The organism is Sphingomonas faeni (assembly GCF_003053745.1).
In the GTDB taxonomy this organism is placed as follows: Bacteria; Pseudomonadota; Alphaproteobacteria; order Sphingomonadales; family Sphingomonadaceae; genus Sphingomonas; species Sphingomonas faeni.
Genome location: NZ_QAYE01000008.1, coordinates 253492 through 274907, shown reverse-complemented (window position 1 = coordinate 274907; position 21416 = coordinate 253492). Strand labels below are relative to the sequence as shown.

Here is a 21416-nt window from a genome sequence, read left to right as displayed (position 1 = left end):
AGCCCAGTCTGGGTCCCCACCTTCGCGGGGAAACAAGCTAAGCTAGGTCCCCGCTACAGCCACTTCGCTTGCTTGAACTTCACGTACAGCGCGGCGCAGACGACACCGATCACGCCCAGTACGACGAAATACCCGTATTCCGTCTTCAGCTCGGGCATGTTCTCGAAGTTCATGCCGTAGATCCCCGCGATCGCGGTCGGGACCGCGAGTATCGCGGCCCAGGCGGCGAGTTGGCGGGTGATCGCGCCGGTGCGTTGCTGTTCGAGCAGGTTGCTGAATTCGAACACCGACGTCAGCACTTCGCGCAGGCCCTCGACCATCGTCTGCACCCGGCGGACGTGGTCGAGCACGTCGCTGAAATACGGTTTCGCCTCGGTATCGATGCAGGGGAGGTCGAGGCGGACGATCTTCCCCGCGACCTCGCCCATCGGTCCGAGGATACGCTGGAAGCGGATCATTTCGCGTCTCAGACCAAAGATACGGACAATTTCGTCGCGGCCTAGGAATGCGTCGATCGTGCGTTGCTCCATCGCCAGCACCTCGTCCTCGATGCTCTCGACGATCGGGAGATAGCCGTCGACGACGTAGTCCAGGATCGCGTGGAGGACATAGTCGACGCCGTTGATCAGCAGTGTCGGCGCGGCTTCGAGTTGTTCGCGGAGTGCCTTGTGCGAGCGTGCCGAGCCGTGTCGGACGCTGATGATGTGGCTGTGGCCGACGAAGATCGCGGTTTCGCCGTATGCGATCTTGTCGTCTTCGAGCTGCGCGGTGCGTGCGACCACGAAGAGCTGGTCGCCATAGACGTCGATCTTGGGGAGCTGATCCGCCTTGATCGCGTCCTCCACCGCCAGCGGGTGGAGGTTATACTGGTCCTTCAGCGTCCGCATTTCGGCGTCGGTCGGGTCGCAGATGCCGATCCAGACGAACTCCGAACGATCCGCGGGGCAGTCGACCTTTTCGTCGATCGAGACCGCGCGGACGCGCTTGCCATGGCGATAGAGATACGCGGCGACGACCGTCATGGAGCCTCGGGGATTACGCTAACGAGGCCGCGCCGGTATCAGAACGCCGGCAGCACCGCACCCCGATAATGCTGCTCGATGAAGGTCTTGGTGGCGGGACTGCGGAGCGCGGCGATCAGCTTCACGACGCGCGGATCCTTCTCGCCACCGGGCAGGCCGACGACGAAATTGACGTAGGGGCTGTTTTTGTCCTCGATCGCGAGCGCATCGCGGACCGGGTTGAGCTTCGCGTCGAGCGCGTAGTTGGTGTTGATCAGCGCGAGATCGACTTCGCCGAGCGTGCGGGGCAGGGTGGCGCCCTCCAGTTCCTTGAACTGCAGGTTTTTGGGGTTGGTGGCGATGTCGTTGAGGCTCGACAGCGGGTTGGTCGGGTTCTTGAGCGTGATCAGCCCGGCCTTCTGCAGCAGCAGCAGCGCGCGGCCGCCGTTGCTCGGCTCATTCGGGATCGCGACGGTTGCGCCGTTGGGGATCTGCGCGATCGACTTCCACTTGCGCGAATAGGCGCCGAGCGGTTCGACGTGGACGCCTGTATAGGTCACCAGATGCGTGCCGCGCGAGGCGTTGAACTCGTCGAGATACGGCTTGGTCTCGAAATAGCTGACGTCGATCTGCTTCTGCTCGACCTGGAGATTGGGCTGGACGTAGTCGTTGAAGACGCGGATCTGGAGGTCGACGCCTTCCTTCGCGAGGCGAGGCTTGATCGATTCCAGGATCTCCGCGTGCGGCACTGCGGTCGCGGCGATCGTCAGCGTCTTGCCGTCATTCGTCTTAGCGCCTCCGCAGGCGGCGAGCGCGAGCAGCGAGAACGAGGCGAGCAGGGTGCGGCGGTTCATGGCGATTCCTAGCGGCGTTAAATCAGCGGCGGGTGAAGTGGCGGGCGAGTGCGTCGCCGGCATATTGGATGATCTGGACGAGCACGACCAGCAGCACGACGGTGACGACCATGACGTCGGTCTGGAAGCGCTGATAGCCGAACCGGATCGCGAGATCGCCGAGACCGCCCGCGCCGACCACGCCCGCCATCGCGGTGAACGACACGAGCGCGACCGCGGTGACGGTGGCGCCGGCGATCAGGCCGGGGAGCGCCTCCGGGATCAGCGCGCCGGTGACGATCTGGCGCGTGGTGGCGCCCATCGCCTGCACCGCCTCGATCGTGGTGCGGTCGACTTCCTTGAGCGATCCCTCGACGAGACGTGCGTAAAAGGGTGCCGCGCCGACGACCAGCGGCGGGATCGCGCCGGCGACGCCCAGCGAGGTGCCGACGAGCATCACGGTGAGCGGGATCATCACGATCAGCAGGATGATGAACGGCACGGAGCGGAGGATGTTGACGATGATCCCCAGCACAGCGTTGGCGACGCGGTTCTGCGACAGGCGGCCCCGGTCGGTGAGGTAGAGCAGGACGCCGAGCGGCAGGCCGAACGCGATCGTCAGGATCAGCGATCCGCCGAGCATGATCAGCGTGTCGAGGCAGGCCTGGCCGATATCGGACCAGTCGATATTCGCGAAGAAGCTCATGCCGCCAGCGCCGCCAGCATGCGCTGCGTTGCCGGGTGGGCGGCGTTGGCGAAAATGTCGGCGACGTCTCCGGTCTCGACGATGCGGCCGCGTTCGAGCACGGCGACACGGTCGCAGACGTAGCGGACGACGTCCATTTCGTGGGTGATCAGGACGATCGTCAGGCCGAGGTCTCGGTTGAGGTCGCGGAGGAGGGTCAGGACCGAGCGGGTGGTTTCGGGGTCTAGCGCGCTGGTCGCTTCGTCGCAGAGCAGGATGTCGGGGTCGGTGGCGAGTGCGCGCGCTATGCCGACGCGCTGTTTCTGGCCGCCGGAGAGTTGGGCAGGGTATTTGGCGGCGTGATCGGCGAGGCCTACGCGGTCGAGCAGTGCGGCGACTTTCGTCTCGCGCTCGGCCTTCGATACGCCCGCGAGCACGAGCGGGAACGCGACGTTGGCCGCGACCGTGCGCGACGAGAGCAGCCCGAAGTTCTGGAAGATCATGCCGATCCGGCGGCGTAGCGCGCGCAGGTCCGCCGCCGACAACGCCGCGACGTCGACGCCATCGACTTCGACCCGGCCCGAAGTCGGGCGTTCGAGTGCGTTGATCAGGCGGATCAGCGTCGATTTACCCGCGCCGGACTGGCCGATGACGCCGAACACGCCACGTGCGGGAATTTCGAGCGATACGCCGTCCAGAGCGGCCGCCTCGCTTGCCGGGTAGGTTTTGATGACGTCGATCAAGCGGATCATGCGGTGCCCATGACCTGCGCGGCGAACCGTTCCATTTCCTCGGCCTGCGGGCTCATCTGGAGCAGCAGCAGGTCAAGACCGGCCGCTTCGTATTCCGCGACGCGCTCCTTCAACTGCTCGGGCGTGCCGACCAGATTGGGACGAAGGCCGCGATTGGAGACGGAGTATTCCTGGATCTTCAACTCGCGTTCGAGCTGCGTGCCCGACAACCACTGGTCGAAATTCGCGTAGCCGGCGGGGAGTTCGGTGACGCTGGTGATGCGGTCGAGCTCGCGCTTGGCCTCCGCCTCGCTGTCGCGGACGATCGCGTAGGCGGCCATGCCATACTGCATCGGCGCGCCGCCGGCTGCCTCGCGTCGCGCGGCCATGTCGGCGATCTTCGGGGCGATCGCGTCGGCCGGGTCGCCGTGCATGACGTACGCGTCGCACTGCGCGGCGATCATAGCCTTGGCCTTCTCGCTCTCGCCGCCGGCATAGACGGTCGGGCGCTTGGCGGGCTTGGGGGAGCAGATCGCCTGCTGCGTGGTGTAGAACTGGCCCGCGAAGTCGAACCGCTCCTGCGTCCACAACCCATCGACGACGGTCAGCCACTCGGCGGTGCGCGCGTAGCGATCGTCGTGTTGGTCGAACTGGAGGCCGTATTGGTTCGCCTCGTCCGCCCACCAGGAGGACACGACGTTGAGCGCGAGGCGGCCGCCCGAGATCCGGTCGATATTCGCCGCAGCCTTGGCGAACAGCGCGGGGTGGTGGAAGTTGGGTCGGACGGCGACCATCAACTCGATGCTGTCGGTAACCGCCGCCAGCGCCGCCGCGGTCGACCATGCGTCGAGCGCGGGCTGTTCGATGCCCTTGATATCGTTGAGGTTCAGCTCGGCGATCAGCGTCAGGTCATAGCCCCAGCGCTCGGCATTCTGCGTCAGCGCCTTGGTGTAGGCCCAACTCGCCTCCATGCCCTCGTCGGGGACGTTGCGAAGCCAGCCGCCGAAGACGGGAGTCCAGTAACCATAGCGCATCAGCGGGCCTTCTCGATCTGTTCGACGAGGTAATCGACGAGCCGGTCGTGCGGATCCCAGCCGAGCACATCCAAGGGCTTGGCGACGAAGTTCGACAGTGCGTTGATGTCGTAGAAGCGCGCGACGCCGTCGCGGTCGTCGATCATCACCTCGACGCCGCCGACGTCGAGATCGACCGCGCGGGCGATCGCTTCGGCTGCGTCCTTCAACGTCTGCGAAGGCTCGACCGCGGCCATCTTGATGCTCGAGCCGGGGACGACGCACGCATCCGCCGGGCAGAGATCGAATGCGCCGCCGCCGGCGACCTCGATCGCGTAGAGGAATTTGCGGTCGAGCGTCTCGATCCGGGTGATCGCGCCGTCGCGGACGGGGACGTATTCCTGGACCAGCAGCACGCCGTCTACGCTGCTTGGCAGGCCGCTGTCAGCGACGGCGGTGCGGAGTTCGTCGAGGCTGTCGAAACGGATGATGCCAGCGCCCGAACCGCCGATGTTCGCCTTCACGACCAGCGGGAAGCGGAGCGTCTGTGCGGCGGGGACGACGTCGGCGGCGCGGTGGACGACACGCGTCTCGGGAATCGCGAGGCCGAGCGAGGCGATCAGCGACAATTGCCGCGCCTTCGAGGCGTCGATCGCGAGGACGTCGGTGCCGTTTACCACGCGCGCACCAGTGCGGTGCCAGTGATCGAGCATCGCCATCGTGTCGAAGATTGGATGCTCGTCGTTGCGCAGGAAGCTCGACATCGCGATACGGTTGAAGACGACGGGGGCGGGGGCGCTCTGGTCGGCGGGGTTCCAGAAGCCGTCCGGCGTAGCGCGCGAGAAGTCGACGCCGCGGCGGTCGAGGGCGGCGAACAGCGGTTCGAACCAGAGCGGGTGCTCGTAGAGAATGGCGAGATCGGTCATCGCTTCCCGGATACGCATTGCGCGCGGGCGTGCAAACCCAAGCAAAACTTTGCGGCGCGCAATATCGTGTCGCGGGGCCGCTGACAGCGAGTGGAGGACGCGGTAGCGTGGCGGATGATTTCCAGATTCGTAACGCTCGCTCTTGCCGTTCTCGGCGCCGTTTCCGTCTCGGCGCAGGAGGCTCCGGTTGCGCCGCCGTCCGCTGCTCCGGCGACGGTCTCAATCGTGATGACGACGAGCGAGGGGCCGATCACGCTGGCGCTGGAGAAGGAGCGCGCGCCGCTGACGACCGCGAACTTCCTGCGCTATGTCGACCAGAAGCGGCTCGATGGGGTGACGTTCTACCGCGCGATGAAGCTCGGGGCGGATGCCGGGTTGATCCAGGGCGGGCCGCAGGGCGAGGTGAAACGGCTGTTGCCGCCAGTGAAACATGAGCCGACCAGCCAGACCGGGCTGTCGCATGTCGATGCGACGATCTCGATGGCTAGGTTTGCGCCGGGGAGCGCGACGGCGGACTTCTTCATTACCGTCGGGCCGGTGTTGTCGCTCGATGCTAATCCGGCGGGGAGTGGGGATACGGCTGGGTTCGCAGCATTCGGGCATGTGGTGGAGGGGATGGATGTGGTGAAGCGGATTCTTGCTGCGCCGACGTCGCCGACTGCTGGGGTTGGGGTGATGAAGGGGCAGATGATCGCTGCGCCGGTTAAGATTTTGACGGTGCGGCGGGTGAAGTAACGCCACCACTCAATTCCACCCCGGCGGAGGCCGGGGCCCAATTGGGGAACGTTGCTAACGTAGGACTGCGATCAGTTACTCCGACCTTTCCAATTGGGCCCCGGCCTGCGCCGGGGTGGTGGCTCGTGAGGCGGGCTCTCGTGACCCACTGTTGTTTCCCCGCGAAGGCGGGGACCCAGACTGGGCTCCCGCCTTCGCGGGAGAACAAGGGGGCTGGCCTTCGCCTCAGGCCGGCGCCATAACACGGATGATCCCCGCGGCGACCTTCGCCGTCACCGGTGTCTTCGCCAGCACCTCCCCATCGATCGAGATCGGCAGCGGCGGGATCGTGTTGATCTTCAGGCTCTTGCCCCGGAAATCGCGCACCTTCTCATGCCGCGACTCAAGCCGGAACACGCTGGCATACCAGTTCTGCACCAGCCGCCGCTTCACGTGGCCCATTACCGCCTGCACCACGATCTCGCCAGAATCGACCGCCGCCGCGTCGACCAGTTCGGTACCGCCGTGATACGGCCCGTTGGATATCCGTACCTCGACCACGCGGATCTTCACCGCGGTCGGACCCTCGCCGACGATCAGCGTGAACGGGCGGAAGCGCATGTATTGATACGTCGCCCAGGCCAGATAGCCGACCTTGCCGAAGATCTTCTTCAAGGCATGCGGGACCGTCTCGGCGATCTTCGGGCTGATGCCCATCGCCGCGCAGTTCGCGAAATAATCGCCGTCGATCATGCCGAGATCGATCCGGCGCGGCTTGCCGGTACGGATCACCTCGACCGCGCCTTCGATATTCAGCGGAATGCCGAGCGTGCGTGCGAAACTGTTGGCGGTGCCGAGCGGTAGGACGCCGAGGATCACGTCATGGCCCACCATCAGATCGACCAGCCCGCTGACCGTGCCGTCGCCGCCGCCAAGGATCAGCAAGTCCGGCTTCTTCGCCAGCGCCCTCAATACGGTCGCTTCGAGGTCCTTCGGATCCTCGACCGCATGCGCGTCGACCTCATAGGGCAGCCCCGACATCGCCGCACACGCGCGCTTGAACAGCTTCTGGCCTTTGCGCGACTTGGCGTTGACGACGAGCGCGGCGGACGTGATCGTATCGTTCGACATAAGGCCCCCAACGCACGGCATGCGGTTTCGCAGCCGTAACACTTTTGCGTAAAACTTGATCCGTCGCCGCGCATCCCGCAAAGCCCGCCGCATGACCGCAAGCTATCCCGCGCTTCGCCTCCGTCGCACCCGCGCCTCCGCCTGGAGCCGCCGCCTCCATGCCGAGACCGTGCTGACGCCCGCCGACCTGATCTGGCCGCTGTTCGTTGCCGAAGGTGAGGGTGTCGAGCAACCGATCGTCAGCCTGCCGGGCGTCTCGCGCTGGTCGGTCGACGGAATCGTCGCGCGCGGTCGCGAGGCGCGTGACCTTGGCATCCCTTGCATCGCGCTGTTCCCGTACACGCAGGTCGAGCGCCGAACCGAGGATGGCCGCGAGGCGCTGAACCCCGACAACCTCATGTGCCAGGCGATCCGTGCGCTGAAGGATGCCGTGCCCGAGGTCGGCGTGCTGACCGACGTCGCGCTCGATCCGTATACGAGCCACGGCCATGACGGTCTGGTCGACGCGGCTGGCTATGTCGTCAACGACACGACCGCCGAGATGCTCGTCGCGCAAGCGCTCAACCAGGCGAATGCGGGTGCGGACATCATCGCGCCGTCGGACATGATGGACGGTCGGATCGGCATGATCCGCAGCGCGCTCGAGGCGGACGCGCATCACAACGTCCAGATCATGTCCTACGCCGCCAAGTACGCGAGCGCGTTCTACGGTCCGTTCCGCGATGCGGTCGGCTCGCGCGGTCTGCTGAAGGGCGACAAGAAGACGTACCAGATGGACAACGCCAACGCCGAGGAAGCGCTGCGCGAGGTTGCGATGGACCTGGCGGAGGGCGCAGACACGGTGATGGTCAAGCCCGGCTTGCCGTATCTCGACATCATCGTCCGCGTCCGCCAGGCGTTCGAGGTGCCGGTATTCGCGTACCAGGTGTCGGGCGAATACGCGATGATCGAGCACGCCGTCGCAGCGGGTGCGGCGGAGCGCGACGTGATGGTGCTGGAGACGCTGATGTCGTTCAAGCGCGCCGGTTGCTCGGGTGTGCTGACCTACCACGCGGCGCACGCGGCGAAATTGCTCGGCGGATGATCCAGACCGAACGGCTGATCTTGCGCGGCTGGCGGGACGACGATGCCGCCTTGCATCATGCGATGTGCGCCGACCCGGCGGTGATGGCGTATCTCGGGCCAGCGCCGACGCTGGCCGAGTCCGCCGCGGTGGTGGCACGCCAGCAGGCGATGTTCGCCGACTATGGCGCGTGCTTCTGGGCGCTGGAACGACGGGATACCGGCGCATTCATCGGGTGGTGCGGGATCAAGCCGGGTCCGGTCGGTACGCCGATCGACGGGAAACCCGAGATCGGCTGGAGTCTTGTCCGGACCGAGTGGGGGCAGGGATATGCCCGGGAAGCAGCGGAGGCTTCCCTCGCCTGGGGCTGGCACGAGCTGAAACTTCCGACGGTCTGGGCGATCACCGTCCCGGCAAACACGGCCAGCCGCGCTCTCATGGAACGGCTCGGGATGACCCGCGTGGTCGATGGCGATTTCGATCACCCGAAGCTTGCCGAAGACGACCCGCTTCGTCGCCATGTTCTCTACCGGATCGACCGCCCCGCTTATGTCTGAGACCGTATCGATCGAAGACCAGCCGCTGATGGCGCGCTGGTGCCGGACGATGTTCGTCGCGACGATCCTGACGGGCTCGTTCCTGTTGTTCCTCGTCCAGCCGATGGTCGCCCGAATGGCGTTGCCGCGGCTGGGTGGCGCGCCGGCGGTGTGGAACTCGGCGATGCTGGTGTACCAGGCGTTGTTGCTGGCTGGCTATGCGTACGCGCATTGGCTCGGCCGGGTGCGGCCGCGGGCGCAGGCGGCGATCCACCTTGGCGTGCTGATCGTTGCGGCGTTGTGGTTGCCGATCGGGTTGATCGCGATGGACCTTCCGGCGGACGCGCTGCCCGCGCTTTGGGTGCCGTGGTTGCTCGGGCTGTCGATCGGGCCGTTGTTCTTCGCGGTCTCCGCGCAGGCGCCGCTGATCCAGCGTTGGTTCAGTGCGGCGAGTGGCGGCGGTGATCCCTATGCGCTGTATGCCGCGTCGAACCTCGGCAGTTTCGCGGGGCTGATCGCGTATCCGCTGCTGGTCGAGCCACTGATGGCGGTGCACGGCCAGAGCCTGTTGTGGAGCGGTGGGTATCTGCTGCTGATCGTGCTGGTGCTCGCCTGCGCCACGCGCTTGCCCAAGACCGCGGCAGTCGATCATGTCGCCGCAACCAGCGCGCCGCCGGGCGCGCGGCGGATCGCGCATTGGATCGCGCTGGCGCTCGTGCCGTCGGGAATGATGCTGGCGACCTCGACCTATATCACTACCGATATCGTCGCGATGCCGTTGCTGTGGGTGATCCCGCTCGGGCTGTACCTGCTGAGCTTCAGCGTGGCGTTTGCGAACGATCGCTGGCTCGCCGACCTGCTGACGCGGATTGCGCCGATAACGATTCTGCTGTTCGGCGGGATCATCATGGGCGGGGTCAACGAGCGGCCGTTCTTCAGCGCGGGGATCGCGCTGGTGCTGCTGTTCATGATCTCGGTCGCGCTGCACACTGCTCTGTATCGCAAGCGGCCGGCGCCGGATCGACTAACCGGCTTCTATCTTGCGATGTCGGCGGGTGGTGCGCTTGGTGGCGTATTCGCTGCGCTGGTGGCGCCTGTGGTGTTCGACTGGACGTATGAGTATCCGCTGCTGATCCTCGCGGCGGGTGCGTTGGTGCCGCAAATCTATCTGTTCGGACGGTTCCGCGCGCTGTGGATGGGCAAGGGGCCAGCGAAACACGTCGCGCTGCTCGCGATCGTCGTGGCGTTGGTCATCCTTACCGGGTTGCGGATCGGCAATCCCGATGGCGTGTTCGGCGAGGGGCGGCAGGGCCTCGTGTTCCTGGTGATAGCGGCGATCGGATTCGTCGCGATCGGCGCGCGGCGGGCGTACATGGTCGTGCTGGCGGGGGCGCTGGTGCTGTTCGGCGGGTATCGGTCGCTCGAGTTCTCGCTCGATCCGGGCGCGCGGGTTCGGAGTTATTTTGGCGTCTATACCGTGCGAGACGAGCCGGGGCCGAACGGCGGCACACGTGAACTCGATCATGGGACGACGGTGCACGGCATCCAGTTGCGCGGATCGCCTGAGCGCGAGCGGACGCCGACGACCTATTACGCGGCAGGATCGGGCGTCGGGCAGGCGATGCAAGCCGCGCCTGCCTTGTACGGCCCGCAGGCGCGGATCGGTGTGGTCGGGCTGGGGACGGGGACGCTCTCCTGCTACGCCAGACCGGGGCAGCGCTGGCGGTTCTACGAGATCGACCCGGCGGTGGTGCGGATCGCGCGCGATACCGGGCAGTTCACTTATTTGTCGCGGTGCCTGCCTAAGTCCGAGATCCGGATGGGCGATGCGCGGATCGCGTTGTCGCATGATGCGGCGGACAGTCTCGACCTGCTCGCGCTCGACGCGTTCTCTTCGGACTCGGTGCCGATGCACCTGATGACGCGCGAGGCGTTCGCGACCTATGGTCGGGTGCTGTCAACGCGCGGCCTGTTGCTGGCTCATATCTCGAACCGGTTCATCGATCTGGAACCCGTGATCGCGGCGGCGGCGCGCGAGGGCGGATGGACTGCGGTCGAGCTGAAATACCGTCCGTCGAGCCTGCTGGTCGATCGCGCGTCGGCGTCGGACTGGGTGGCGTTGTCGCGCGATCCGCGTGCGATTGCCGCGTTGCAGTCGGGTGATCCCGCGTGGGCACCGCTCATGCCGCGCAAGGGCTTCACCGCGTGGACCGACGATTATTCGACGATCCTGCCGTTGCTGAAGGGGTTCTAACCTTCTGATCCTCCCCCTAACGGGCGAGGATCAGCAGCGGATCAAGCGGCTGGGAGGCTTGCCTGGATGCGGGTGATCGTGGCGCCTTGGCGATCGTTTTCCGCCTGTGCCTTGTCGCGGATCGCGGCCAGCGCCGGATAGTCCGCTTGCAGCTTGGCGGCGCGGTCGGTGGCGCGTTGCTCGATGTCGGTTACCAGCGCGGAGGATTGCGCGCGCCAGTCGTCGAGTCCGGCAAGTGCGGTCTGCGCGGCGAGCCACGCGTCGCTGCCGACTGCGCCGCCGCGTGCGGTCCGTGCGAGGGCCTCCGCCTTGGCCGCGTCGCGCGTGAAGCCGGTGGCGATCGTATCGAGCTTGCCCGATATCGTCCGGATCTCCGCGTCGAGCGCCGGATCGGGCGCGGCCACGGCGGTCTTCACCTCGGGCTCGGCGAATCCGAGCTTCTCGACCGGGCGCAGGCCGAGCGACGGATAAGCGGTGGTATCCTTGCTGCACGCGGACGCCGCGAGCAGGGCGAGTAGCGACAGCGAGCGGAGCGGAGCGGCGAGTTTCATGCCCGCCGCTCTATGCGTCCGCGTCGCGCGACACAACTTTATCGCGCTACGCCCTTGCGCCCCCGAAAATGCCTGCTATCAGCGCCCCTCCAGTGCACCCATAGCTCAGCTGGATAGAGCATCAGACTACGAATCTGAGGGTCGGGCGTTCGAATCGCTCTGGGTGCACCAGGATTTTCCGCTTTACGGCGGGCTTGTCGAACCGGTCACGGGACGGCGATGCACCCATAGCTCAGCTGGATAGAGCATCAGACTACGAATCTGAGGGTCGGGCGTTCGAATCGCTCTGGGTGCACCATTTTTCCTATCATCGGGCGTCGAGCCAGCGGGCGATGCGATCGAGCAGCCGGTCGGTCGCGTCCAGTCTGCCGCCCATTTGCAGGAAGGCGTGGATCATTCCGTCGAACCGGTCGTGGTCGACGGTAACGCCCGCATCGCGCAGGCGCTGGCCATAGGCTTCGCCCTCGTCGCGTAGCGGGTCGTTCTCGCAGGTTACGAGCAGGGCCGGGGGCAGGGCGGCGAGGTCGTCTGCCAGGATGGGCGACGCGCGCGGATTGGTGCGTTCTGCGTCCGAGGCTAGGTACAGGTCGATCTGCCGTTCCAGCGACTGCGCGTCGATGATGTTGCCGTCTTGGCTTTGTCGCGATGGGTAGGCGGCATCGCGGCGCAGGTCGGTGTTGGGGTAGAGCAGGATTTGGCCACATAGGGCTGGTCCGCCTTCGGACGCTGCGCGGGAGGCGAGCGCCGTTGCGAGCGTACCGCCTATGCTGTCCCCGGATATCACGATGCGCGATCGGTCGATATCCAGCGCGTCTGCTTGTGCGACGAGGCCGAGAAGCGCCGTCCAGCTATCGTCGAGTTGCGCGGGGAAGCGATGTTCGGGCGCCAAGCGATAGGCGGGCGCTGCGACCAGCCAGCCGGTTCGGTTCGCCAGCGCGCGCAATACCGGATCGTGGCCGTCTATCGACCCGGCGATCGCGCCGCCGCCGTGGATGTGCAGCAGGAGCGGCAATGGGCCGGGTTTCGGGCGATAGAGCCGGACGGTCAGCGAGCCGGACTCGGACGGAAGCATGAGGTGCGTAATCGCGTGAACCGGTTCCGGATCGCCGGAGAAGGTCTTCAACAGCGCCGTCTGATAGCGGAAGTCGGCCAGCCACCGCGCGTCCTCGGCGTGCGGATCGGCGTCCGGGGCGAGTGTCTTTATCGTGTCGAGTATCGTTCGAGCCTGTGGATCCACCGGCGCATCTCCTTCGTGGGTCGGACGTTTGGTGACCACGACGGGTTCCCTGCGCGGGCGGCTGCGACTTTGGACAAGGCCGGGCGTTCAGCGCACTAAGGATTTGAAGGAGATGGCTATGAAGCGGACGGGCAAGGGATTGATCGGCGGGGCGCTGCTGGCGGCGGTATCGGGGATCGGGCTGTCGCTCTACTCGAGCCGCGTCGCGCGGCATGCCGAGGACCTAGTGCCGGCGGAAGGGCGTTTTCTCGACGTCGCGGGCGCTCGACTGCATTATATCGACGTCGGCAGCGGGCCAGCGATCGTCATGGTTCATGGGCTCGCCGGGCAGTTGCGCAACTTCAGCTATGCGCTCGTCGACCTGCTGAAGGACGACTACCGCGTGATCGTCGTCGATCGGCCGGGGTCGGGCTATTCGACTGCGACGGGGGCGATGCCGGGGATCATCGGGCAGGGTGCGATCATCGCCGACTTCATCCAGAAGCTCGGGCTCGATCGGCCGTTGCTGGTGGGGCATTCGCTGGGCGGTGCGCTCAGCCTCGCGGTCGGGCTCGACCATCCGCATCTGGTTCGCGCGCTGGCGTTGATCGCGCCGCTGACGCAGCCGTTGGAGCAGGTGCCCGAGAGCTTCCGCGGGTTGGCACGTATTCCGTCGGGTGCGCGTCTGGCGTTCGCGCAGGTGTTGGGGACGCCGCTCAGCCGGTTGACCGCGAAGAAGACGCTGGAAGGCGTGTTTGCACCCGAGGCTGTGCCGGAGGATTTCATAACGCGGGGCGGTGGTGCGCTGTCGGCACGGCCGATCGCGATCGCGGCGGCGGCGGCGGATTTGGCCGGGGCGAACGACGATGTGACGGCTATGGTTGGGCGGTATGCGGAGATCGGTTTGCCGGTGCGGATATTGTTCGGGCGGCAGGACGCTATTCTTGATCCGGCTTGGAATGGGCACCGGACTGCGGCGGTGATTCCGGGCGCGAAGATCGACACGATCGAGGGCGGGCACATGATCCCGATTACTGCGCCTGAGGCTTGTGCGCGGTTTGTTCGGGCTGCGTTTGCGGCTGGGTGAGGGTTGAACCCAGTAGTTTGTCCACCCCGGCGAAGGCCGGGGCCCAATTGGAAAGGTCGGCGTAACGGAGGGATGCGCTTCGTTAGCTAGCTTCCCCAATTGGGCCCCGGCCTTCGCCGGGGTGGTGCTTTTGTGGAGGACGGCGTGCGTAACTGAGGCTTCGGCGGTGGAACGAGATGCTCCCGCGCCATCTGATACGGCACCGATAATCAGCGCCGATATGCCGTACTCGAGCGGTACCCCCCGCTCCTTGTTCTCCCGCGAAGGCGGGAGCCCGGTCTGGGCTCCCGCCTTCGCGGGAGAACAAGCTTGCGTTTGAGTGCCGGTTAGCCCGCGACGGGGAGCTGCACCTTGCCGGCTTCGTCGCGTTCCAGGGCGCCGTAGGACAGTACGACCTCGAGCAGAAGCGGGCCGCCATAAATGTGCGGGAACAACTGCCCCCCGCGCGACTCTTCCCACTTCACGTCGTCGCCGAGCGCTTCGAGATCGATCGCCGCGACGTGCAGGTCCGACTGGCCAGCGAAGTGCTTGTCCACCGTCTCCGTCAGCTGCTCGGCGGTCGAGAGGTGGATATAGCCATCGGCTACATCCACCGGCGCGCCCGCAAAGCTCCCGCTTTCCAGGGTCGCCAGCTGCTCCCCCGTCAGCACCTTGTACGCGATCGGATCGCGGCTCATTCGCCGTCCTCCGGACCAGCGGCGTCGTCCTCGCCGATCGTCGCGCCGGTATCCGGAGCGACCTCTGGCACGGCATCCGCCAGGTTGATCTCGGCGTCTTCCTCGGTTTCCTCGATCCGTGCGGCGGAGACGACATGCTCGCCCTTCGCCACGTCGAACAGCTTCACGCCGGCCGAGTTGCGGCTGATGACGCGGAGCGACGCGAGCGTCGTGCGGATCAGTTTCGCCTGGTTGGTCACCAGCATCAACTGATGGCCCTTCGCCGCGGCAAAGCTCGCCACGACGGGGCCGTTGCGCGCGATGTTGTCGATGTTCGTGATGCCCTGGCCACCGCGACCGGTGCGGCGATAGTCATAGGCGCTCGACAGCTTGCCATAGCCGTTCTCGCAGACCGTCAGGATGAACTGCTCGCGGTCCTTGAGATCGTTGTAGCGGTCGGCGCCCATGCCGTGATCGCCCTCGCGCTCACCCTTCCACGGTGCGAACTTGAGGTACGTCTCGCGCTCTTCAGGGGTAGCGCCGACACGGTGGAGGACCGACAGCGAGATGACCTCGTCGTCGCCCTTGAGCGTGACGCCGCGGACGCCGGTCGACGTCCGGCTCTGGAACTCGCGGACGTCGTCGCCGGCAAAGCGGATCGCCTTGCCGAGCTTGGTCGCGAGCAGCACGTCGTCATGCTCGCTGAGCAAGGCGACGCCAATCAGCTTGTCCTCCGACCCTTCCTCGAAGCGCATCGCGATCTTGCCGTTCGACGGTACGTTGGTGAACGCGTCCATCGCGTTGCGGCGGACAAGCCCGCGCTGCGTCGCGAACATCACGTGCAGGCGGCTCCACTCGCTGAGATCCTCCGGCAGCGGGAGCACGGTCGAGATCGTCTCGCCCGGCGCCAGTGGCAGCAGGTTGATCATCGGCCGGCCGCGCGTGGCGGGGCCACCCTCGGGCAGGCGCCAGACCTTGTAGCGATAGACCTTGCCGAGGTTCGAGAAGAACAGCACCGGGGTATGCGTCGAGGTGACGAACAGCTCGGTGACGACGTCCTCGTCCTTCGTCGACATGCCCGCGCGACCCTTGCCGCCGCGGGCCTGGGCGCGGAACGTGTCGAGGCTGGTGCGCTTGATATAGCCCTGCATGGTCACGGTGACGACCATGTCCTCGCGCTCGATCAAATCCTCGTCGTCGATGCCGTTGGCGGCGGCGGCGATCTCGGAACGGCGCGGGGTGGCGAACTCGTCGCGGATCGCGATCAGCTCGCCGCGCATCACTTCGTACAGCTTCGCACGGTCGCCGAGGATGTGGAGCAGCTCGCCGATCGTCGCGGCGAGCGCCTTCAGCTCGTCGCCGATCTCGTCGCGGCCGAGCAAGGTGAGGCGGTGCAGGCGGAGATCAAGGATCGCGCGGACCTGTGGTTCGGACAGCTTGTAGATGCCGTCGGGCTGCTTGTCCTCGACTGCCTCGACCAGTGCGATGTACGGCGCGATCTCCTCGACCGGCCATTCGCGGGCGAGCAGCTTGCCGCGCGCTTCGGCGGGGCTCGACGAGCCGCGGATGATCTTGACGACCTCGTCGAGGTTGGTGACCGCGATGACTAGGCCGAGCAACAGATGCGCGCGCTCGCGTGCCTTGGCGAGTTCGAACTTCGAGCGGCGGGTGATGACCTGCTCGCGGAAGGTGATGAACGCGCCGATGATGTCGCGCAGGTTGAGCAGTTCGGGACGGCCGCCGCGGATCGCGAGCATGTTGGCGGGGAAGCTCGACTGCGCCGGCGTGTGCCGCCAGAGCTGGTTGAGCACCACGTCGACGGTGGCGTCGCGCTTCAGGTCGATGACGATGCGGACGCCCATGCGGCTCGATTCGTCGCGGATGTCGCTGACGCCTTCGATCCGCTTGTCCTTGGCGGCTTCGGCGATCTTCTCGACCAGGCCGTTCTTGCCGGTCTGGAACGGGATCTCGGTGAGGACGATCGAGCGGCGGTCGCCCTTGCCCTCCTCGACGATATGGCGCGAGCGGACGATGATCGAACCGCGGCCGGTCTCGTAGGCGGACTTTGCACCCGCGCGGCCGAGGATGATCGCGCCGGTCGGGAAGTCGGGACCGGGGACGATCTCGAACAGCTCTTCCGTCGTGATCGCGCCATTGTCCATGTAGGCAAGGCACGCGGCGATGACTTCGCCGAGATTGTGCGGCGGGATGTTGGTCGCCATGCCGACCGCGATGCCGCCCGCGCCGTTGACCAGCAGGTTGGGGAAGCGCGCCGGGAGCACCGAAGGCTCGCGCTCGGAGCCGTCATAGTTCGGCGTGAAGTCGACGGTATCCTTGTCGAGATCGCCGAGCAGCGCGTTCGCCACCTTGCCGAGGCGGGCCTCGGTGTAGCGCATCGCCGCGGGTGGATCGGGATCCATCGAGCCGAAATTGCCCTGGCCGTCGATCAGCGGCACGCGCATCGACCAGTCCTGCGTCATGCGGGCCAACGCGTCGTAGATCGAGCTGTCGCCGTGCGGATGGTATTTACCCATCACGTCACCGACAATGCGCGCGGACTTGCGGTACGGCTTGCCGGCGACGAAGCCGCTTTCGTGCGCGCCGTACAGGATGCGGCGGTGGACGGGCTTCAGGCCGTCGCGAACGTCGGGCAGCGCGCGCGCGACGATGACGCTCATCGCATAGTCGAGGTAGCTCGACTTCATCTCGTCGACGATCGAGATCGTGGCGATGCCGGCGGGCTCGCCGCCCTGGGGTTCGGCGAGTATGGTCTCGTCGGTCAAATCTGAACGCTTTCGGCTTGTTGCGGTGTTGTGACACACCTTAGCCGAGGGGGGGGCACCTTACTACCCCCGCGCACGCGTACGCACGCGAGGGAGCAAGGTTTCATCGTTAATTACGGGTTATTTGCAGGCGGTCTTGGTCTTGTTGCCGGCGAGCGAGCAATTGTAGGTGACGGACTTGCCGTTCGCGAGTTTGGTGGTGACCATTCGGCCCTTCTTGACCGTGGTGGTGCGCTTGGCGACCTTGGTGTTGCCCATCGGCGTGGTGGTCTTGGTCGTGGTGGTGTGCGTCGCGACGGTCTTCGGCTTGACGGTCGTTTGCGCCTGGGTCGCGGCGACTGCTGCGGTGCCGGACAGCAGCGTAGCGGCAGCGAGGATCGCGAGGGGGAGGGACTTCTTCATGCGGGTATCCTCTCGTTTCGGCCTTGGTGGACGATGTAGAGAGACTGCGCCGGAGGACCTGAACGGAGTGTGGCAGGCAGGTGAAATCCGCGTCATGGATCGGGTTACGGACGTCGACGATCCTCCCCCGCCAGGGGGAGGTGGCGCCGAAGGCGACGGAGGGGGAGGACACGGAACAGACGTTTCGCGTTCCGCCCCCTCCGTCTGGCAAGCGCCAGCCACCTCCCCCTGGCGGGGGAGGATTGTAGTCCGTTACGGCGTGACCTCGACGCCGTCCCACGCAAAGAGCTTGCCGCTGTCCGGCGCACGCAGGCCGTCGATGACGTCGAGCAACTGTATCGCCGCGCGGTCCGGCTTGAACAGGTTGCCGGGGGTGACGTTGCCCTGGAACGGCTTCGACAAACCGGTGTCGACCGTGCCGGGATGCAGGCCCACGACGATCCCGCTCGAATTCCGCCGCTTGTCCTCGATCGAGATCGTCTTAACCAGTTGGTTCAGCGCCGCCTTCGAGGCGCGATAGCCATACCAGCCGCCGAGCTTGTTATCGCCGATGCTCCCCACGCGCGCCGAGAGCACAGCGAACACGATCCGCCCCGCTTTGGGCATCGTCGGCAAAAAGTACTTCGCCACCAGCGCCGGGCCGATCGCGTTGATCGCGAAGTTGCGCGCCATCCACACCGGATCAAGCTCACGCATCGCCTTCTCGGGCCCCTTGTCGCCATGGTGGAGCAGGCCCGTCGCGACGATCACCAGTGTCGGCGACGCCACGCGCCCGGCCGCCGCCGCAATGCTCGCCTCGTCCTCCAGGTCGAGATGCCGATCGCCGCTCTCCGACCGCGCGAACCCATAGACCTTGTCGAACGCCCCTTCCTCGATCAGCGCCTCCTCCAGCGCCTTGCCGATCCCACCCGACACACCGATGACGACCGCGCTGCTCACTTGCGCACGAACCGGAACTGCGCGTCGCTGCTGCCCGCCGCGTCATAGGCATAGCCATCGCTGTCGAACCCCTTGATCCCCTCGATCGTGTCGACGCGGTGCTCGACCAGCCACCGCGCGACCATGCCGCGGGCCTTCTTCGCGTGGAAGCTGACGAACTTCTGCGCCTCGCCCTCGCGGAAATCGATCGCGACGACGCGGATCGACTTGGGCAGCTTGCCGTCTGCTGCCGCCCAATATTCCTGGCTCGCGAGGTTGAGGATCGTCCCCGACCCCTCCGCCTCAACATCGTCGGCGAGCAGTTTGGCGATCCGGCCCCCCCACCAGTCGGTCAGCTTGGTCTTCCGCGGTGCCCATCGCGTGCCCATCTCGAGCCGGTAGGGCCGCATCAGGTCAAGCGGTCGCAACAGGCCGTACAGCCCCGACAGCATCCGCACGTGATCCTGCGCGTAATCGACCGCCGCCTCGTCGAGCGTCTTTGCCTCCAGCCCGGTATAGACGTCGCCGGCAAACGCGAACATCGCCGGCCGCTCGGGCAGCGTGTCGAAATCGCGGAACCGGTCCGCGTTCAGCTTCGCCAGTGCCGGCGAGATATGCATCAGTTCCGACAGCTTCTTCTGCGTCAGGTGTGCGGCGGCATGCGCCAGCGTCTTTGCCTCGTCGCCGAAGCGCGGCGTGGTCGGGTCGAGCTTGGGGAGCGCGCTCTCGTAATCGAGCGTCTTGGCGGGCGATAGGACAGCGATCATCGTCGCGATCTAGCGGCGGCGGGGAGCGCGTTCAATCGACGTTCACCCGCTAATTTGCAGGCAGGGGATCCGGACCGCTTGCTTGAACGTATGCACCACGGACCATATAGCGTCGCGGCGCGCCACTTACGTAAGCGGGCCGACGCAGAGGGAGAGTTTCCGCATGAAGACCATTTCCAAGCTTGCACTGATTGCGGCGTTTGCCACCGGCACGAGCGGCCTCGCGCTGTCGGCGCCTGCGTTCGCCAAGGACAAGAAGGCCGAAGAGGCACCGGCCATGAAGCTGAGCCCCGAAGTACAGAAGCCCGGCATCGCAGCGCAGACCGCGCTGACCGCCAAGGATTACGCCGGCGCGCAGACCGCGATCGACCAGGTCGATGCCGCCGCCAAGACCGATTACGAGAAGTATATCGGCGCCGCGCTCCGCTATCAGCTCGAGAATGAGAAGCTGGTTGCCGCGCAGACCGCCAACCCGAACGCCCCGATGAACGAGACGACGCTGGCAAAGCCGCTCGACGCGCTGATCGCCAACCCGGCGACGCCGGCTGCCGATCGTGGTCGCTATGCCTATCGCCGCGGTGCACTCGCGTTCAATGGCAAGCAATACCCGATCGCGCTCCAGTATTTCGCCAAGGCGAAGGAGCTCGGCTACACCGATCCGAACCTGCCGCTGCAGGTCATCAAGGCGAAGATGGACAGCGGCGACGTCGCCGGTGCGACCGCCGATCTGGAGGCCAGCATCGCGCAGATGACGGCATCGGGCCAGAAGGCGCCGGAGGAATATTACCGGTACGCGATCGCCAAGTCCTACGCCGCCAAGCGCAACGCCGACACGATGGCGTGGCTGAAAAAGTGGATCACGGCATACCCGTCGGCAAAGAACTGGCGTGACGTGCTGATCCTGTCGGGTATCCAGGCAAACGCGCTGATCCCGCTCGACGAGGCACAGAAGGTCGACGTGTTCCGCCTGATGCGTGCGACCAATTCGCTCGCCGATCAGACCGACTATCTCCAGTATGCCGACAGCGTGAACCGTCGCGGCTTGCCGAGCGAAGCACAGGCGGTGATCAAGGAAGGTCTCGCCGCGGGCAAGATCCCGGCGTCGAACACGATGGCCAAGGGCCTGCTGGCGGACGCGAGCAAGAACATCGCCAACGATGGTCCGTTGTCGGGTCTCGAGAAGCGCGCTGCGGCCGCGCCCAACGGCAAGCTCGCCGCGGGTACGGCCGATGCCTATCTCGGCCAGAACAACTATGCCAAGTCGATCGAGCTGTATCGCCTGGCGCTGACCAAGGGCGGCGTCGATGCCGACGACGTCAATCTGCATATGGGCATCGCGCTCGCGCGGTCGGGTGACAAGGCGGGTGCCGCGACGGCGTTCTCGGCGGTCAAGGCTTCGCCCAAGGCCGACGTTGCCGGTCTGTGGACGACCTGGCTGGGCGCACCGGCTGCGTAAACTAAGGCGTCTTTGGAATGGAGAAACGGGGCCGCAGCAATGCGGCCCCGTTTTCATTGCGGGTATGGCTAGCCAATCACGGCGTCTGAACTCCCCTCCCTGGAAGGGAGGGGCAGGGGGTGGGTTGGCCTGCTCGTGTTACGAAGGTCCGAACCAAGCGGAACCCGACCCACCCCCAACCCCTCCCTTCCAGGGAGGGGCGAAGGCGAGAAAGTCAGAAGACTAGTCGACCACCACCGGGATTCCCGACAACGCCTTCGCCGTCCGGATCGTCAGCGACGTCTTCACGCTTGCCACATTCGGCGCCGGCGTCAGATGCGTCGTCAGGATTTCCTGGAAACTCTTCAAGTCGGCAGCAACGATCTTCAGGATGAAGTCGATCTCGCCGTTGAGCATGTGGCATTCGCGAATTTCAGGAATGTCGGCGATGTGATGCTCGAACGCGGCGAGGTCGTGCTCGGCTTGGCTGCGCAGCGACACCATCGCGAACACGGTGATCGGGAAGCCCAGGCGGCTGGCATCGAGATCGGCGTGATAGCCGCGAATGGCACCCGCTTCCTCGAGTGCGCGGACGCGGCGGAGGCACGGCGGCGCAGTGAGCCCCACCTGGTCGGCCAGGTCGACATTGGTCATCCGACCGTCGGCCTGCAACAGCGACAGGATCTGCCGATCGATCCGGTCAAAACTCATTTC

At 65.9% G+C, this 21416-nt stretch carries 21 protein-coding genes and 2 tRNA genes; 8 read left to right on the top strand and 15 right to left on the bottom strand.

Annotation, left to right across the window (positions count from 1 at the left end):
* Positions 1–53: 53 nt before the first annotated feature.
* From C8J25_RS15790 to C8J25_RS15765, 6 genes are read right to left on the bottom strand one after another with little or no spacing between them, the layout of a single operon-like run.
* Entirely contained in the window at positions 54–1022 is a 969-nt protein-coding gene (locus C8J25_RS15790; RefSeq protein WP_107955333.1) for a magnesium and cobalt transport protein CorA, read from the bottom strand.
* Positions 1023–1060: 38 nt separating this feature from the next.
* Entirely contained in the window at positions 1061–1855 is a 795-nt protein-coding gene (locus C8J25_RS15785) for a MetQ/NlpA family ABC transporter substrate-binding protein (RefSeq protein WP_107955332.1), read from the bottom strand.
* A gap of 22 nt (positions 1856–1877) precedes the next feature.
* Positions 1878–2540 carry a methionine ABC transporter permease gene (locus tag C8J25_RS15780; protein WP_056062682.1) on the bottom strand — a complete coding sequence of 221 codons (663 nt, stop codon included), beginning with the start codon at positions 2538–2540 and terminating at the stop codon, positions 1878–1880.
* Complete coding sequence (locus tag C8J25_RS15775) at positions 2537–3271, bottom strand: methionine ABC transporter ATP-binding protein (protein WP_107955331.1); 735 nt, start codon at positions 3269–3271, stop codon at positions 2537–2539. Before C8J25_RS15775 ends, C8J25_RS15780 begins: the two co-directional genes overlap by 4 nt.
* The gene (locus tag C8J25_RS15770) at positions 3268–4284 is read right to left on the bottom strand and encodes an LLM class flavin-dependent oxidoreductase (protein WP_107955330.1); all 1017 of its coding nucleotides are present in this window, start codon (positions 4282–4284) and stop codon (positions 3268–3270) included. The genes C8J25_RS15775 and C8J25_RS15770 overlap by 4 nt, the downstream gene beginning before the upstream one ends.
* Positions 4284–5189, bottom strand: coding sequence for an ATP-grasp domain-containing protein (locus C8J25_RS15765; RefSeq protein WP_107955378.1), 906 nt, complete (start codon positions 5187–5189; stop codon positions 4284–4286). The genes C8J25_RS15770 and C8J25_RS15765 overlap by 1 nt, the downstream gene beginning before the upstream one ends.
* Before the next feature lie 114 nt (positions 5190–5303).
* On the opposite strand from C8J25_RS15765, the gene C8J25_RS15760 reads away from it, so the two are divergent.
* Positions 5304–5924 carry a peptidylprolyl isomerase gene (locus tag C8J25_RS15760; RefSeq protein WP_107955377.1) on the top strand — a complete coding sequence of 207 codons (621 nt, stop codon included), beginning with the start codon at positions 5304–5306 and terminating at the stop codon, positions 5922–5924.
* Between the two features lie 225 nt (positions 5925–6149).
* On the opposite strand, the gene C8J25_RS15755 is transcribed toward C8J25_RS15760, so the two are convergent.
* On the bottom strand, positions 6150–7034 hold the full coding sequence (locus C8J25_RS15755) for a diacylglycerol/lipid kinase family protein (protein WP_107955329.1): 885 nt from the start codon (positions 7032–7034) through the stop codon (positions 6150–6152).
* Between the two features lie 91 nt (positions 7035–7125).
* Between C8J25_RS15755 and hemB the strand changes: the two genes are divergently transcribed.
* Genes hemB through C8J25_RS15740 form a run of 3 tightly spaced genes read left to right on the top strand, consistent with a single transcriptional unit; the run spans position 7126 to position 10887 of the window.
* Positions 7126–8118, top strand: a complete 993-nt coding sequence (hemB, locus tag C8J25_RS15750) for a porphobilinogen synthase (RefSeq protein ID WP_107955328.1) — start codon at positions 7126–7128, stop codon at positions 8116–8118.
* Complete coding sequence (locus C8J25_RS15745) at positions 8115–8654, top strand: GNAT family N-acetyltransferase (RefSeq protein WP_107955327.1); 540 nt, start codon at positions 8115–8117, stop codon at positions 8652–8654. The genes hemB and C8J25_RS15745 overlap by 4 nt, the downstream gene beginning before the upstream one ends.
* Positions 8647–10887, top strand: coding sequence for a fused MFS/spermidine synthase (locus tag C8J25_RS15740; RefSeq protein WP_244187150.1), 2241 nt, complete (start codon positions 8647–8649; stop codon positions 10885–10887). Before C8J25_RS15745 ends, C8J25_RS15740 begins: the two co-directional genes overlap by 8 nt.
* A 41-nt stretch (positions 10888–10928) precedes the next feature.
* Here C8J25_RS15740 and C8J25_RS15735 read toward each other — a convergent pair whose 3' ends face one another.
* On the bottom strand, positions 10929–11438 hold the full coding sequence (locus C8J25_RS15735; protein ID WP_107955326.1) for a hypothetical protein: 510 nt from the start codon (positions 11436–11438) through the stop codon (positions 10929–10931).
* A gap of 94 nt (positions 11439–11532) precedes the next feature.
* On the opposite strand from C8J25_RS15735, the gene C8J25_RS15730 reads away from it, so the two are divergent.
* Positions 11533–11609 (top strand) — tRNA-Arg (locus C8J25_RS15730).
* 50 nt (positions 11610–11659) lie between these two features.
* Positions 11660–11736 (top strand) — tRNA-Arg (locus C8J25_RS15725).
* Between the two features lie 9 nt (positions 11737–11745).
* On the opposite strand, the gene C8J25_RS15720 is transcribed toward C8J25_RS15725, so the two are convergent.
* Positions 11746–12675 (bottom strand): alpha/beta hydrolase, encoded by a 930-nt coding sequence (locus C8J25_RS15720; RefSeq protein ID WP_146173356.1) that lies wholly within the window; start codon positions 12673–12675, stop codon positions 11746–11748.
* A gap of 118 nt (positions 12676–12793) precedes the next feature.
* Between C8J25_RS15720 and C8J25_RS15715 the strand changes: the two genes are divergently transcribed.
* Positions 12794–13741, top strand: coding sequence for an alpha/beta fold hydrolase (locus tag C8J25_RS15715; RefSeq protein WP_208622615.1), 948 nt, complete (start codon positions 12794–12796; stop codon positions 13739–13741).
* Positions 13742–14067: 326 nt separating this feature from the next.
* On the opposite strand, the gene C8J25_RS15710 is transcribed toward C8J25_RS15715, so the two are convergent.
* The 5 genes from C8J25_RS15710 to yaaA form a co-directional block, all read right to left on the bottom strand.
* Positions 14068–14418, bottom strand: coding sequence for a DUF952 domain-containing protein (locus C8J25_RS15710; RefSeq protein WP_107955324.1), 351 nt, complete (start codon positions 14416–14418; stop codon positions 14068–14070).
* On the bottom strand, positions 14415–17180 hold the full coding sequence (gyrA, locus tag C8J25_RS15705; protein ID WP_107955323.1) for a DNA gyrase subunit A: 2766 nt from the start codon (positions 17178–17180) through the stop codon (positions 14415–14417). Before gyrA ends, C8J25_RS15710 begins: the two co-directional genes overlap by 4 nt.
* 120 nt (positions 17181–17300) lie before the next feature.
* Entirely contained in the window at positions 17301–17582 is a 282-nt protein-coding gene (locus C8J25_RS15700) for a hypothetical protein (protein WP_107955322.1), read from the bottom strand.
* Between the two features lie 252 nt (positions 17583–17834).
* Positions 17835–18521, bottom strand: coding sequence for an SDR family NAD(P)-dependent oxidoreductase (locus tag C8J25_RS15695; protein ID WP_107955321.1), 687 nt, complete (start codon positions 18519–18521; stop codon positions 17835–17837).
* A complete protein-coding gene (gene yaaA / locus C8J25_RS15690) occupies positions 18518–19267 on the bottom strand; it encodes a peroxide stress protein YaaA (protein WP_107955320.1) in 750 nt (249 codons plus the stop codon). Before yaaA ends, C8J25_RS15695 begins: the two co-directional genes overlap by 4 nt.
* Before the next feature lie 163 nt (positions 19268–19430).
* Here yaaA and C8J25_RS15685 point away from each other — a divergent pair, with 163 nt between their 5' ends.
* Positions 19431–20723 (top strand): hypothetical protein, encoded by a 1293-nt coding sequence (locus tag C8J25_RS15685; RefSeq protein ID WP_107955319.1) that lies wholly within the window; start codon positions 19431–19433, stop codon positions 20721–20723.
* A 222-nt stretch (positions 20724–20945) separates the two neighbouring features.
* On the opposite strand, the gene C8J25_RS15680 is transcribed toward C8J25_RS15685, so the two are convergent.
* On the bottom strand, positions 20946–21413 hold the full coding sequence (locus C8J25_RS15680; RefSeq protein WP_055880606.1) for an Lrp/AsnC family transcriptional regulator: 468 nt from the start codon (positions 21411–21413) through the stop codon (positions 20946–20948).
* Positions 21414–21416 lie beyond the last annotated feature (3 nt).